The following is a 14,557-nucleotide window of genomic DNA, read 5'->3' as shown; positions in this document are numbered from 1 at the left end:
TCGTCAGGCGGCGCGGATCATGTCGGCGGCCTTTTCCGCGATCATGATCGTCGGCGCATTGGTGTTGCCGCTGACGAGGCTGGGCATCACCGATGCGTCGACGACGCGCAGTCCGGCGATCCCGCGCACCCGCAGCGATGCGTCGACGACCGCCAGCAGATCGTCGGCCGCCCCCATCCGACACGTACCGACGGGGTGGTAGATCGTCTCCGCGGTGGCGCGCACCCAGGCATCAACCTGTGCGTCGGATTCGATGTCGGGCCCCGGTGCCAGTTCGGCATCGCGATAGGGCGCGAGCGCCGACTGGCCGACCACGTCGCGCCCGACCCGCACCGCTTCGCGCAGGACGCGGCGATCCTCCGCGGTGGCGAGATAGTTCGCCTCGATCAGCGGGTCGGCGAACGGGTCGGCGCTCGCCAGGCCGATCCGGCCGCGGCTTTCCGGGCGCAACTGGCACAGGTGCAGCGAGAAGCCGTCCTCGGTCGCCTTGACCTTGCCGTGGTCGCGCATGATCGCCAGCACGGCATGGATCTGGATGTCGGGATGCTCGATCCCCTCGCGCGAGGGGATGAAGGCGCCGGATTCGAGGAAATTCTGTCTCCCGACGCCCTTGCCGGTCAGTGCATAGCGCAGCCCGACGCCGAGCTGGCGCAGGCCCTTCACCTCGCTGAAGACCGTGCGAAGGCCCCGGCTGCGCCAGTTCATGATGACGTCGAGGTGGTCGTGAAGATTTTCCCCGACGCCCGGCAGGTCGTGGTTCACCGCGACGCCTGCCGCGCGCAGGCGGGCGGGATCGCCGATCCCGGACACTTGCAGCAGCTGCGGCGACTGCACGGCGCCGGTGGCGACCAGCACTTCGCCCCGGGCATCCGCCGTCCGCGCGTCGCGCCCGACGACATAGTCGACGCCGACCGCGCGTCCGCCGGCGATACGGATCCGCGTCGTGCGCGCATCGGTCAGCACGGTGAGATTGGGGCGGGCGAGCGCCGGCACCAGATACGCCTCCGCCGCGGTCCAGCGCCGGCCGTCCGCGATCGTCAGGTCGTAGGGGCCGAACCCTTCGGGCCGCGCGCCGTTGAAATCGTCGGTCACCGGATAGCCGGCTTCCCGCCCCGCATCGACGAAGGCCCGGTTGAACGGGCTGTCGCTCTCGCCCGGCGAGACGTGGAGCGGCCCCGCGTCGCCATGCAGCGGGCCGCCGCGATGGTGGCGTTCCAGCTTGCGGAAATACGGCAGGACGTCGTCCCAGCCCCAGCCGGAGAGGCCTGACTGGCGCCAGCGGTCGTAGTCGCGCGGATGCCCCCGCGAATAGATCATGCCGTTGATCGCCGAGCTGCCGCCCAGTCCCCGCCCGCGCGGCCACCACAGCCGCCGCCCGTCGAGGTGGGGTTCGGGGGCGGTCCAGAACCCCCAATTGTGCTTGCCCTTCGCCTTGATGAGCTCGCCGACGCCGGCCGGCATGCGCACCAGCAATTCGCGGTTGCGGCCGCCCGCCTCGATCAGCAGCACGCTGGCCGCCGGGTCTTCGGACAGGCGGGCGGCGAGCACGCAGCCCGCCGATCCGCCGCCGATCACGATATAGTCGTAGCTCCGCCGGTCCATGCCCCGTGCTCCCCCGCGTCCGTTACGCTCGTGTCGGCCGACGGGTGGCAGAAGAGCGCGATCATCTCGTCCATCAGCGTCGCCAGGTTCAGTTCGGGCGCATGCACCTTGCTCAGCCCCAGCGTCATCAGTGCATAGGCGCGCACCATGGCGTCGTGGCGGGCGAAGCCGCGCGCCTGCAGGCAGGCCGCGAGGAATCCGAGCACCTGTTCGTCGTGGCGCTGAACCGCGGCGAGCGCTCGTGGATCGCTTTCCGCCCAGGCGCGCATCGCGATCGACAGGCGCGACATGCCGCGCCGTCGCACCACCTGCGCGAGCAGGCGGATGCGCCCGATCGGGTCGGCTTCGGATCGGGAGATCGCGTCGATCAGCCCGGCGATCTGCGCGCCCGCGAAATAGTCGGCGAGCAGCCCCTGATATTCGTCGAAGTCGCCGAAATGGTGATAGAAGCTGCCCGTCGATACGCGCAGCTCGCTCGCCAGCGGGCGCAGCTTCAGCGCGCGCAGCCCGCCCTGCCGCAGCAGCGACTGCCCCGCCTCAAGCCAGTCGTGCGGTGCCAGGTCGGTCGGTCGCGCGGCGCGCGGTTCATTTGCCGGTGCGTTGGCCATGACGAATGTTATGCTGGCCGTCGTCCGCGGTAAAGCCTTGCGCGATCAGGGCGCGGGTCACGCCGTTCGTCCAGCCGAAGCCGTCCTGCAACGGATATTCGCCGCCGCCGCCGGGCAGCGCATCGACGACATTGTATTTTTCGAGCAATTTTCCGCTCGCCCCATATTCGCGCTCCACCGTCGCCAGCCATCGGCGCGCGATCCGCGTCGCGAGCGCGTCCTCGTGGTAGCGTTGCAGGCCGCGGATCGCGACCCATTGCAGCGGCGCCCAGCCGTTGGGATCGTCCCATTGCTGGCCGGTCCGCACCGCGGTGGTGCCGAGGCCGCCATCACCGATCAGCGGCGCGAGCGCCCGTGCGGTGGCGCGCGCCCGCTGCGCATCGGCGAGCCCGACGAACAGGGGGAACGCCATCGCCGCGGTCCGGGTCGACGCGGGGCGGCGCGCGTCCAGGTCGTAATCCGCATAGAAACCCTCGCCGTTCCACAGATGCGTCGCGATCGCGGTCGCCCGCGCCGACGCGGCGGCGGAATACCGCGCGACGCACGCACGGTCGGCGAGTTTCGCGCAATCCGCGGCGATGCTGCGCTCCAGTCCGTAAAGCAGGCTGTTGAGATCGACCGGCACGATCCGCGTCGTCCGGATCGTCGCCAGCGTCCGACCGTCGCCCAGCCAGCGCGCGCTGAAATCCCAGCCGCTTTCGGCACCGGCGCGCAGGTCGCGGTACATCGCCTTCGGATCGCGTCCGGGCGTCGCCGCGACGAGCGTCGCATCCTCGCGATAGCTTTCGTCGCGCGGATCGTCACGGTCGTCCCAATAGCGGTTGAGCAGCGATCCGTCCGCCAGCCGGACGACGCGCGCGCGTTCCGTCCCGGGCGTCAGGCCGGCTGCGCCCGCCATCCAGAAATCATGCTCCGCCCGCAGCCATCCGGTCCGCCGTGCCAGCGTCGCCCGGTCGCGCGACATGGCCGCGATCAGGTAGAAGAAGGGCGGTTGCGAGCGGCTGAGGTAATAGGTGCGGGTGCCGTTGGGAATCCGGCCGTAGCGGTCGATCAGGCTGCCGAAGTCGGCGATCATGTCCTCGACCAGGTCCTGCCGGCCCGATGCCTGGAGACCCAGCATCGTGAACCAGCTGTCCCAATAATACATTTCGCGGAAGCGGCCGCCGGGCACGACGAAGCGGCGGGGCAGCGACAGCGCCGACGATCCGGCGGGCACGCCGGGCAGGGTGCGCGTCAGTTGCGGCCACAGGGCGTCGATATGCGCGGACAGCCCCAGCCGGCGCGACGGCGGCGGCGCGGCGGGCGTCACCGGCAGCGTGAAATTGGCCAGCACGAACGCCTTCAACGCCGTATCGTCACGGCACGCGCGGCGACGATAGGCGGCGAGGATCGCCGCATCGCCGCGGCGTGGCTGCGCATCGGCGAAGGTCTTCGAATCGGGGAACAGCCGTCGCATCTGCACGTCGTGGAACAGAGCGCCGAATCGTTGCGCGGGCGATCGCGGCACGGTTGGCGGCGCCGTCGCGGCGACGAGCAGGCCGGCAAGCGCCAGCAACAGGGGACGGATCATCGGCGGCTCTCCAACAGCGTGCCGGACGATAGCGACACGCGTCGCGTCCGGCGATCGAACCGCAATGTGACCCGGCCGTCGGCGCCGGGCAAGCGCAGCGCGAACCCGTCGGCGCCGTTCCAGTCGTCGTCCGTCATCGGGTCCCCATCCAGCCGCCGCCATTCGGCGGCGTGCCAGGGGGCAGGGCGGTCGAGGCCGTGCGCCTGCCGAAATGCTGCCAGCCGGGCGGTGAAGTCCGCCAGATCGCGGTCGCGCGCCGTCCAGTCGACCCAGCCGGTCGCATTGTCTTGCGCATAGGCGTTGTTGTTGCCGTGTTGAGTGCGGCCGAATTCGTCGCCCGCGGTCAGCAGGATGGTACCGCGCGAGGCGAACAGCGTCGCGAGCATCGCGCGGACGTCGGCGTCGCGGCACGCAAGCACCGCCCCGTCTTGCGTCGGGCCCTCCACGCCGTTGTTCCAGCTGTGGTTGTCGCCATGGCCGTCGCGATTGTCCTCGCCGTTCGCATGATTGTGCCGTTCGGCATAGGCGACGGTGTCGGCCAGCGTGAAGCCGTCGTGCGCGGCGAGGAAGTTCACCGTGCGCGTGTCGCCCCCGCCGAACACGTCGTCCGATCCCGCGATCCGCGTCGCGAGATCGCCGGCGCGCCCGTCCCCTTTCCAGAACCTGCGCACGTCGTCGCGATAGCGGTCGTTCCATTCGAGCCAGTCGCGCGGGAAGGCGCCGAGCTGGTAGCCGCCGGGCCCGATGTCCCACGGCTCGGCGATCATCACGCGGGTGCGGAGCAGCGGGTCGGCCGCGATCGCCGCGAAGATCGGGGCATCGCGATCGAACCCCGGCGCACGGGCGAGCACGGTGGCGAGGTCGAAGCGAAAGCCGTCGACGCCGATCGCGGCGAAATGGCGCAGCGATGCGAGGATCAGATCGCGGACCGCGGGGCGCGCGCAGTCGAGCGTGTTGCCGGTGCCGGTGTCGTTGACCAGCACGCCGTCGGGGGTGTGCGTATAATAGCCGCGCGCGTCGAGGCCGCGCATCGCCAGTACCGGCCCCTGTGCGTCGCTTTCGCCGGTATGGTTGAAGACGAGGTCGAGGATCACGCCGATCCCCGCGTTCCGCAGCGCGGCGACCGCTGCACGCAGCTCCGCGACGCCACCCGGCGCGAGGCGCGGGTCGAGCGCCATCGGCACGACCGGATTATAGCCCCACGCGTTGGCAAGCCCCAGCGCGGGGAGGTGGCGTTCGTCGATCCACGCGACGATCGGCATCACCTCGATCGCGGCGACGCGCAGCGACTGCAGGTGCGCGATGATCGCGGGGTGCGCCAGCGCCGCGATCGTCCCGCGCTGCGCGGCGGGCACGTCGGGATGCAGCATGGTGAACCCGCGCACGTTCACTTCGTAGATCAGCCCGCCCGGCGCGAAGAGCGGCGGCGGCGGCGCATGGGGCCCGGCGTCCGGCGCCGCGGGCTGGACGATGGCGCGCGGCACCAGATGCGCGGTGTCCACGCCCGGCCGGGCCAGCAGGGGGTCGAACCGGAACGGCCGGTCGAGTTCCATGGCATAGGGATCGACCAGCAGCTTCGCGGCATCCGCCGCCGCACGATAGCCGTAGCGGGCGCCGGCGCCGATACCCGCCACGTCCACCGACCACAGGCCGTCCACCCCCGTCATCGCCACCCGGCGCTCGCCGTCCGCGTCGAACAGGCACAGCGTGACGGGCGTGGTCGAGCGGACCGCGAAGCGGGTGCCGGCGGCGTCGACGGTCGCGCCCGGTTCGGGCGCAGGGCTCACGTGATGACGTCCGGCGCGGTCCGCCCGGTATGGCGCACGATGCCCGCGATCGCATCCGCCGCGGCGACGATATCGGCGAGCATCGCGCCCGTCTCTCGGTCGAGGGCGCCCCCGGCGGGCTCGTAGCGCTCGAGGTAGACGCGCAGCGTCGCACCGCTGGTGCCGGTGCCCGACAGGCGGAAGACGACGCGGCTGCCGCCCTCGAACAGGATGCGCACGCCCTGGTTGCGGCTGACCGATCCGTCGGTCGGATCGGTGTAGGCGAAGTCGTCCGCGGTCGCGACGGTCAGGTCGCCGACCCGCGTGCCCGGCAGCGCCGCAAGCCGCCCGCGCAGGTCCGCCATCAACGCGTCCGCCCTGTCGCTCTCGACGCCTTCATAGTCGTGGCGCGCGTAATAGTTGCGCCCATAGGTCGCCCAATGGTCGCGCGCGATGTCGTCGACCGACTGGCCACGACGGCTGAGGATGTTGAGCCACAGCAGCACCGCCCACAGACCGTCCTTTTCGCGGACGTGATCCGACCCGGTGCCCGCGCTTTCCTCGCCGCAGATCGTCGCCATGCCGGCATCGAGCAGGTTGCCGAAGAACTTCCACCCGGTGGGCGTTTCGAACAGCGGCACGCCCAGCCGTTCCGCCACCCGGTCGGCCGCGGCACTGGTCGGCATCGATCGGGCGATGCCCTTCAGGCCCTGCGCATAGCCGGGCGCGAGGTGGGCGTTCGCGGCGAGCATCGCGAGGCTGTCCGACGGGGTCACGAACCGGGCCTTGCCGATGATGAGGTTGCGGTCGCCGTCGCCGTCGGACGCCGCGCCGAAATCGGGCGCGTCCGCCGCCATCATCGTTTCGTACAAGGCATGCGCGTGGACGAGGTTGGGATCGGGATGATGGCCGCCGAAATCCTCCAGCGGGTTGCCGTTGCGCACCGTGCCCGGTGCGAAGCCCAACCGCCTTTCCAGGATCTCGGTCGCATAGGGGCCGGTGATCGCGTTCATCGCGTCGAACGCCATCGTCAGGCCGGCGGCACGGATCGCGTCGAAGTCGAACAGCGTTTCCATCAGCGCGGCGTAATCGGTGACGGGGTCGACCAGTTCGACCGTCATGCCGCCCACCTGCACTTCGCCCAGCCGGTCGAGATCCACGTCGTCGGCATCGACCGTCAGCCAGCGGTCGATCGTCCGCGTCCGTTCGTACAGCGCGTCGGTGATCGACTCGGGCGCGGGGCCACCGTTGCCGATATTGTACTTGATCCCGAAATCCTCGGTCGGTCCGCCGGGATTGTGGCTCGCCGAAAGCACCAGCCCGCCGAGCGCCCCGCGGATGCGGATCAGATTGCTCGCCGCCGGCGTCGACAACAGGCCGCCGCGGCCCACCACCGCACGGGCAAAGCCGTTGGCGGCGGCGATGCGGATCGCCTTCTGGATCACCTCGCGGTTGAGGAAACGGCCGTCGCCGCCGATGACGAGCGTCGCGCCGGCCTTGCCGTCGATGACGTCGAACACCGACTGGATGAAATTCTCGGCATAGTTCGGCTGCTGGAACACCGTCACCTTCTTGCGCAGGCCCGATGTGCCGGGCTTCTGGTCGGTGTACGGTCGGGTGGCGACGGTGCGGGTCATGCGGCTCCTGTCAGGTTTTTGTAGAGGTCGGCGTAGCGGCGTCCGCTTTCCGCCCAGGAAAAATCGGCGCGCATGCCGTTGCGCTGGATCGCGCTCCACAGCTCGGGCCGCGCATAGGCATCGATCGCACGCCGGATCGCGTGGGCCAGCGTGTGATAGCCGGTCTCGCCGTGCTGGAAGCCGGTCGCCACGCCCGCGGCGATCGCGGCCTCGTTGGCGTCGATCACCGTGTCGGCGAGGCCGCCGGTCCGCGCCACGACGGGCACGCAGCCATAGGCGAGGCCGTAGAGCTGGGTCAGCCCGCACGGTTCGAACCGCGACGGGATCAGGATCGCGTCGGCCCCGCCCTGCAACAGGTGCGAGAGCGGTTCGTCATAGCCGATCCGGACGCCGATCCGTCCCGGGTGCCGATCGGCGGCGGCGAGGAACGCCGCCTCCAGATGCGCGTCACCCGATCCGAGCAGCGCCAGCCGTCCGCCGAGCGCGACCAGTTCGTCGAGGCATTCGGCGAGCACGTCCATGCCCTTCTGCCACGTCAGCCGGCTGATGACGGTAAAGATCGGCCCGCCGCGGTCGCCGGCAAGGGTTTCCAGCCCGAACGCGCGTTCGATCGCGCGCCTGTTGGCGCTCCGCCGTCCCAGCGCGCGCGGAGTATAGCGGGTGGCGAGCGCGGAATCGGTCGCCGGGTTCCACACCGCCGGATCGATGCCGTTGACGATGCCGTGCACGCTGCCGCGCCGGTTCTCGATCAATCCTTCGAGCCCCATGCCGAACCGGCCCTCGCGGATCTCCGCAGCATAGGTCGGGCTGACCGTGGTGATCGCGTCCGCCGCCTCCAGCCCGCCCTTCAGGAAGCCGACGCCGCCGTAATATTCGACGCCGTCGAGCGCATAGGCGCCCGCGGGCAGCCCCAGCTGCGCGAACACCTCGGCACCGAAATGGCCCTGGAAGGCGATGTTATGGACGGTCATCACGCTAGGCACCGTCGCCTCCGGCCGGCCGAACCGCAGATAGGCGGGCGCCATCGCCGCCTGCCAGTCGTGCGCATGGAGCAGGTCGAAGCGCAGCTTCGGCGCCGCGCCCGCCGCGATGTCCGCCGCGGCGAGCCCCAGTGCCGCGAAGCGCCGCCAGTCGTCGTCATGGCCGTACAATCCGCCGGCGCGCGCGAACAACGCCGGCGCGTCCAGCACCAGCAACGGGTGCGCGCCCAGCCGCAGGCCGAGCAGCCGCGCCGGGGTGCCCATCAGGTCCGGCCAGCGATGCACGACCTTCGCCCCCTTCATGGCGGGGGCGAGCGCCGGATAGCCGGGGATCAGCGTGGTCGTGGCGACGCCATGCGGCGCCAGCGCGTCCGGCAGCGCGCCGACGACGTCGGCCAGACCCCCGGTCTTGACGAGGGGGAACGCCTCCGACGCGACCGAGAGGACGCGGAGCGTCACGCGCCGAGGCGGTCGATCATGGGCTGGGTGATGAGGCAGATGCCCTTTTCGGTCCGGCGGAAGCGGCGCGAATCGAGGTCGGGATCCTGCCCGACGACCAGTCCGTCGGGGATGACGACGCCGCGATCGAGCACGACGCGGCTCAGCTGCGCATTGCGGCCGATGTGGCAGTAGGGAAGCACCACCGCCTCGTCGAGCGAGGAATAGCTGTGCGCGCGCACGCCCGTCGACAACAGGCTGCGATGGATCGCCGAGCCCGACACGATGCAATTGCCCGACACCAGGCTCGACACCGCCGACCCGCGCCGGCCGTCGGCGTCATGGACGAACTTGGCGGGCGGCGTGATCTCCGAATAGGTCCACAGCGGCCATTCGTGATCGTAGACATCGAGTTCGGGAATGATGTCCGTCAGGTCGATGTTCGCCTCCCAATAGGCGTCCAGCGTACCGACGTCGCGCCAATAGGCCGCCGGTTCCTCGCTCGTGCGCACGCAGCTGGCCGAGAAACGGTGCGCCTGCGCCTTGCCGTGCTTGACGAGGTAGGGGATGATATCCTTGCCGAAATCGCGCGACGATCCTTCGGTATCGGCGTCGCGGCGCAGTTCCTCGATCAGGAACCTGGTGCGGAAGACATAGATGCCGAGGCTGGCGAGCGCGATGTCGGGCTGGCCGGGGATCGCGGGCGGATCGGCGGGCTTCTCGACGAAATCGATGATCCGGTCCTGCTCGTCCACGTGCATCACGCCGAACGCGACCGCCTCCATCCGCGGCACCTCCATGCAGGCGACGGTGACGTCGGCGCCGCTGTCGCAATGCTGCTGGAGCATGATCTCGTAATCCATCTTGTAGATGTGATCCCCGGCCAGGATCACCATATACTCGACGTTATACGCCTCGATGATGTCGATGTTCTGGAACACGGCATCGGCGGTACCTTCGTACCACTGGAATTCGGACACGCGCTGCGAGGCGGGCAGGATGTCGAAGCTCTCGTTGCGTTCGGGGCGCAGGAAGTTCCAGCCACGCTGCAGATGGCGGATCAGCGAATGCGCCTTGTACTGCGTCGCGACGCCGATCCGGCGGATGCCCGAATTGATCGCGTTCGACAGCGCGAAGTCGATGATCCGGCTCTTGCCGCCGAAATAGACCGCGGGCTTGGCGCGCGTGTCGGTCAGCTCCATCAGCCGGCTGCCGCGCCCGCCCGCCAGTACATAGGCCATCGCGTCGCGCGAAAGCGGCTGTCCTCGTCTGTCTACCATCGGCACCCTCCTGTTATCGTCTTGTCAGCCGTCGTATTGAAGCATCACCGTCGCCAGCGGCGGCAGCGTCACCCATGCCGCACCCTGCCGGGCCTCGACCCCGCCCAGATTGCCCAGGCCCGATCCCCAGTAATCGTGCGCATCGGAATTGATGATCTCGCGCCAGCGACCGTCATGCGGCAACGGCACGCGATATGGCGCGCGGGCCACCGGCGTCAGGTTGGCGATCACCGCAACCGGCTTTTCACCCGGCGCCTTACGCAGCCAGGCGAACACCGAATTGGTCGCATCGTCGCCGATCAGCCATTCGAACCCCTCGCTCTCGCAATCGCGCGCGTGCAGCGCCGGCGTGTCGCGATACAGGCGGTTGAGGTCACGGACCAGCTTGCGCACGCCCTCGTGCGCCGCGGAACTGCGCAGGTGCCAGTCCAGCGCGCGCTCCTCGCTCCATTCCTGCCGCTGGGCGAATTCCTGCCCCATGAACAACAGCTTCTTGCCCGGATAGCCCCACATGAACGCATACAGGCTGCGCAGGTTGGCGAACTGCTGCCAGTCGTCGCCGGCCATCTTGGCGAGCAGCGAACCCTTGCCGTGGACGACCTCGTCATGGCTCAGCGGCAGCAGGAAGTTCTCGTCGAAGGCATAGACCAGCCCGAACGTGATCTCGTCGTGGTGATGGCGCCGGTGCACCGGCTCGCGCGCGAAATACTGGAGCGTGTCGTGCATCCAGCCCATGTTCCATTTGAACCCGAACCCCAGGTTCTGGCGCGGCCCCTCTTCGAACGCGGGCATCGACACCCCCGGCCAGCTGGTCGATTCCTCCGCCACGGTGAAGACGCCGTCGCCCTTGGCGTAGACGGCGCGGTTCATGTCGCGCAGGAAATGCACCGCCTCCCAGTTTTCGCGGCCGCCGTCCTCGTTGGGGATCCATTCGCCCGCGTCGCGGCTGTAATCGCGGTACAGCATCGATGCGACCGCATCGACCCGAAGGCCGTCGACATGATAGCGTTCCGGCCAGAACAGCGCGTTGTTGATGAGGAACGACCGCACCTCGCGCCGCCCGAAATTGTAGATCGCGGTGTTCCAGTCGGGATGGAAGCCCAGCCGCGGGTCCTCGTGCTCGTACAGGGCGGTCCCGTCGAAACGCGTCAGGCCGTGCGGATCGACCGGGAAATGCGCCGGCACCCAGTCGAGCAGCACGCCGACGCCGGCGCGGTGTGCGCCATCGACGAAGCGCGCGAAGCCGTCCGCGTCGCCGAACCGCGCGGAGGGCGCATAGAGCCCCGTCGTCTGATACCCCCATGACGGATCATAGGGATGCTCGCTGATCGGCATGAATTCGATATGGGTGAACCCCATGTCGACGACATAGGGGATCAGCCGGTCGGCCAGCGCATCCCACGACAGGTACCAGCCGCTTTCGTCGCGGTCCCAGCTGCCGGCATGGACCTCGTACACGCTCATCGGCACGCGGCGCGCATCGACCTTCGCCCATGTCGCGCGATGCGCATCGTCGCCCCAGACGTGCGCGGGTGGCGCGGTGGTGATCGATGCGGTGCGGGGACGCAGTTCCGCGGCGAAGGCGTAGGGATCGGCCTTCAGCGGCTGGAGCGTGCCGTCGGGGCCGACGATCGCATATTTGTAGCTGCGGCCGGCGCCGATGTCGGGCAGGAAAATCTCCCACACGCCGACGTCGGCGCGCCGCCGCATGACGTGGCGGCCCTCGTTCCAGTCGTTGAAGTCGCCGACCACCGACACGCGCCGGGCATTGGGCGCCCAGACCGCGAAGTGCATCCCGCTCGCGCCCTCATGCTCGATCAGGTGCGCGCCCATCTTGTCGTAGAGGCGGCGGTGCGATCCCTCGGCGATCAGATAGTCGTCGGTGGGGCCGAGGACCGGCCCGAAGCTGTAGGGATCGGTCACCCACCATTCGGCGCCGAATCCCTGCGCCCTGTACTTCACCGGCTGCGGCGCGCCGTGCACGGGTCCTTCGAACAGGCCGGCGTCGGCGACGCGCGCCAGCACGCCGAGCGAACGGCCGGCGAGATCGTGCGCTTCCGCCGTTTCGGCGCCGGGTATCCACGCCCGCGCGAACGTTCCCGTCGGCCCCGCGAACGCGCCGAGCAGCGAGAACGGATCGTCGTGGCGCCCTTCCAGCAGGGCGGCGATGGCGCCACGTGGTGGTTTCACATCACCCCCCAGATCTGCTTGGCATATTCGCCGATCGTCCGGTCGGACGAGAACCAGCCCATGTTGGCGACGTTGAGCACCGCCGAACGCCCCCAGGCGTCGGCATCGGCCCAGCGCGCATCCACGTCGCGCTGCGCGGCGGCGTAGGCGTCGAAATCGGCGGCGAGCATGAACCAGTCGTGCTCGTACAGTCCGTCCATCAGCCCGGCGTAGCGGCCGGGATCGTCCGGCGAGAAGACGCCCGACGCGATCGCGTTGACCGCCTGTCCCAGCTCGCGCGAGCGTTCGATGACGTCGCGACCGCGATAGCCGCTCGCCCGTGTCTCGGCGACCTCGTCCGCGGTCAGGCCGAAGATGAAGATATTGGCGTCGCCGACGTGATCCCTGATCTCGATATTGGCGCCGTCGAGCGTTCCGATCGTCAGCGCGCCGTTCAGCGCGAACTTCATGTTGCCGGTGCCCGACGCTTCCATCCCCGCGGTCGAAATCTGTTCCGACAAATCGGCCGCGGGGATGATCCGTTCCGCCAGGCTGACGTTGTAATTGGGGATGAACGCGACCTTCAGCAGGTCGCCGATCGCCGGGTCGGCGTTGATCCGCTTGGCGACGTCGTTCGCCAGTTTGATGATGAGCTTGGCGTTGTGATAGCTCGACGCCGCCTTGCCCGCGAACAGCTTGACCCGCGGCGTCCAGTTGCGTTCGGGATGGCTGCGCATCTGGTCGTAGAGCGCCACCGTCTCGACGATCCCGAGCAGCTGGCGCTTGTATTCGTGGATGCGCTTGATCTGCACGTCGAAGATCGCGTCGGGGTTCAGCCGCAATCCCATGCTGTCCTTGAGGTAGGTCGATAGCGCCACCTTGTTGGAACGCTTCACCGCGGCGAAACGCTCCCGGAAGGACGCATCGTCGGCGAATGGCGCCAGTGCGGTCAGCCGGGCGGCGTCGTCGCGGAAATCCTCGCCGATCGCTTCGGTCAGCAGGCCGGTCAGCCCCGGGTTGCATTGCTGGAGCCAGCGGCGCGGCGTGATGCCGTTGGTCTTGTTGTTGATCCGGTCGGGGTAGAGCCGGTGCAGGTCGGAAAAGACCGTCTTCTTCATCAATTCGGTGTGCAGCGCGGCGACGCCGTTGACGCTGTGGCTGCCCGCGAAGGCGAGGTTCGCCATCCGGACGCGGCGTTCGCCGCCCTCGTCGATCAGGCTGATCGCGGCGATGGCGCGCTCGTCGATGCCCGCGGTGCGCCCGGCCTCGCGCAGCAGCCGCGCATTGATCGCGTAGACGATCTGCATGTGGCGCGGCAGCAGTCGCTCGAACAGCGGCAGCGGCCAGCTTTCGAGCGCTTCGGGCAGCAACGTGTGATTGGTGTAGCCGAACGTCGCGCGGGTGATGTCCCAGGCCGCATCGAACGACAGGTCGTGGAAGTCGGTGAGGATGCGCATCAGTTCGGCGACGGCCACCGCCGGATGCGTATCGTTGAGCTGGATCGCCGCCTTGTCCGCCAGCGTCGCGATGTCGCCGAAATACTGGACATGCCGTCGCACGATGTCCTGGATCGAGGCCGAGGAGAAGAAATATTCCTGTCGCAGCCGCAGTTCCTGGCCTGCCGGCGTGCTGTCGTTGGGATAGAGCACGCGGGTCAGCGTCTCCGCGCGCATCTGGCCGGCGAGCGCGCCCTGGAAGTCGCCGGCGTTGAACTGGTCGAGCTTGATCGGGTCGAAGGCGCGCGCGTTCCACAGCCGCAGCGTGTTGACCCGCTTGCCGCGCCAGCCGACCATCGGCGTGTCGAACGCCACCGCCTCGACCGCCTCGGCGGGGGACCAGTGGACGCGGCCGTCGGCGACGCTCGTCACCTCGCCGCCGAAGCCGACGAAATAGGCGCTCTCGCGGCGTTCGAATTCCCACGGGTTGCCGTGCGCCAGCCAGTTTTCAGGCAGCTCGACCTGCCATCCGTCGTCGAGCCGCTGGCGGAACATGCCGTTCACGTAGCGGATGCCATAGCCGTAGGCGGGGAGGTCGAGGCTGGCGAGGCTTTCCATGAAGCATGCCGCGAGCCGGCCAAGGCCGCCGTTGCCGAGCGCCGCGTCGGGCTCGATCTCTTCGATCTCGGCGAGGCTCACGCCGAGCGACGCCAGCGCCTCGGCGACCTCGTCGTTGTGGCGCAGGTTCGACAGCGCGTCGCGCAGCAGCCGCCCGATCAGGAATTCGAGGCTGAGGTAATAGACGCGCTTCGCGCCGGCGGCATGCGCCGCCTTGGTCGACGCCATCCAGCGTTCGATGATCTCGTTGCGCAGCGTGAAGATCGTCGCCGCCAGCCAGTCGTGCGGCCGTGCCGCCTGCGCGTCCTTGCCGATGCGATGGACCAGCGTGTCGACGATGGCGGAGGCGAGTTCGGTGCGGGCGGGCAGGGTGGTGTCGGCGACGGCTGGGGTGGCGGCGGCTTGGCTGTCTGTCACGGCATGTCCGTAGCAAGAGGAGGACGCAATAGACGC

General features: G+C 69.1%; 9 protein-coding genes. All 9 read right to left on the bottom strand.

Annotated elements, in window-relative coordinates:
• Positions 1-3 precede the first annotated feature (3 nt).
• Genes LPN01_RS01465 through LPN01_RS01425 form a run of 9 tightly spaced genes read right to left on the bottom strand, consistent with a single transcriptional unit; the run spans position 4 to position 14,521 of the window.
• Positions 4-1,602 carry a choline dehydrogenase gene (locus LPN01_RS01465; RefSeq protein ID WP_262826579.1) on the bottom strand — a complete coding sequence of 533 codons (1,599 nt, stop codon included), beginning with the start codon at positions 1,600-1,602 and terminating at the stop codon, positions 4-6.
• Positions 1,572-2,210, bottom strand: coding sequence for a TetR/AcrR family transcriptional regulator (locus LPN01_RS01460; RefSeq protein ID WP_262826578.1), 639 nt, complete (start codon positions 2,208-2,210; stop codon positions 1,572-1,574). Before LPN01_RS01460 ends, LPN01_RS01465 begins: the two co-directional genes overlap by 31 nt.
• Complete coding sequence (treA, locus tag LPN01_RS01455) at positions 2,188-3,780, bottom strand: alpha,alpha-trehalase TreA (RefSeq protein WP_262826577.1); 1,593 nt, start codon at positions 3,778-3,780, stop codon at positions 2,188-2,190. Before treA ends, LPN01_RS01460 begins: the two co-directional genes overlap by 23 nt.
• Positions 3,777-5,567 carry a glycogen debranching protein GlgX gene (glgX, locus tag LPN01_RS01450; protein ID WP_262826576.1) on the bottom strand — a complete coding sequence of 597 codons (1,791 nt, stop codon included), beginning with the start codon at positions 5,565-5,567 and terminating at the stop codon, positions 3,777-3,779. The genes treA and glgX overlap by 4 nt, the downstream gene beginning before the upstream one ends.
• Positions 5,564-7,183, bottom strand: coding sequence for an alpha-D-glucose phosphate-specific phosphoglucomutase (locus tag LPN01_RS01445; protein WP_262826575.1), 1,620 nt, complete (start codon positions 7,181-7,183; stop codon positions 5,564-5,566). The genes glgX and LPN01_RS01445 overlap by 4 nt, the downstream gene beginning before the upstream one ends.
• The gene (gene glgA / locus LPN01_RS01440; protein WP_262826574.1) at positions 7,180-8,622 is read right to left on the bottom strand and encodes a glycogen synthase GlgA; all 1,443 of its coding nucleotides are present in this window, start codon (positions 8,620-8,622) and stop codon (positions 7,180-7,182) included. Before glgA ends, LPN01_RS01445 begins: the two co-directional genes overlap by 4 nt.
• Positions 8,619-9,881 (bottom strand): glucose-1-phosphate adenylyltransferase, encoded by a 1,263-nt coding sequence (glgC, locus tag LPN01_RS01435; protein ID WP_262826573.1) that lies wholly within the window; start codon positions 9,879-9,881, stop codon positions 8,619-8,621. Before glgC ends, glgA begins: the two co-directional genes overlap by 4 nt.
• 24 nt (positions 9,882-9,905) lie before the next feature.
• Positions 9,906-12,071, bottom strand: coding sequence for a 1,4-alpha-glucan branching protein GlgB (gene glgB / locus LPN01_RS01430; protein ID WP_262826572.1), 2,166 nt, complete (start codon positions 12,069-12,071; stop codon positions 9,906-9,908).
• Positions 12,068-14,521 carry a glycogen/starch/alpha-glucan phosphorylase gene (locus tag LPN01_RS01425; protein ID WP_410482772.1) on the bottom strand — a complete coding sequence of 818 codons (2,454 nt, stop codon included), beginning with the start codon at positions 14,519-14,521 and terminating at the stop codon, positions 12,068-12,070. Before LPN01_RS01425 ends, glgB begins: the two co-directional genes overlap by 4 nt.
• Between the last annotated feature and the right edge of the window lie 36 nt (positions 14,522-14,557).

The organism is Sphingomonas sp. A2-49 (assembly GCF_025548555.1).
Taxonomy (GTDB): Bacteria; Pseudomonadota; Alphaproteobacteria; order Sphingomonadales; family Sphingomonadaceae; genus Sphingomonas.
The sequence above is the reverse complement of the archived record's forward strand: the minus strand, read 5'-3'. Positions and strand labels throughout refer to the sequence as shown.

Excerpts from the sequence above, each read along its gene's own strand:
- LPN01_RS01465 (WP_262826579.1), bottom strand. The coding sequence starts at position 1,602 with ATGGACCGGCGGAGCTACGACTATATCGTGATCGGCGGCGGATCGGCG.
- LPN01_RS01460 (WP_262826578.1), bottom strand. The coding sequence starts at position 2,210 with ATGGCCAACGCACCGGCAAATGAACCGCGCGCCGCGCGACCGACCGAC.
- treA (WP_262826577.1), bottom strand. The coding sequence starts at position 3,780 with ATGATCCGTCCCCTGTTGCTGGCGCTTGCCGGCCTGCTCGTCGCCGCG.
- LPN01_RS01445 (WP_262826575.1), bottom strand. The coding sequence starts at position 7,183 with ATGACCCGCACCGTCGCCACCCGACCGTACACCGACCAGAAGCCCGGC.
- glgC (WP_262826573.1), bottom strand. The coding sequence starts at position 9,881 with ATGGTAGACAGACGAGGACAGCCGCTTTCGCGCGACGCGATGGCCTAT.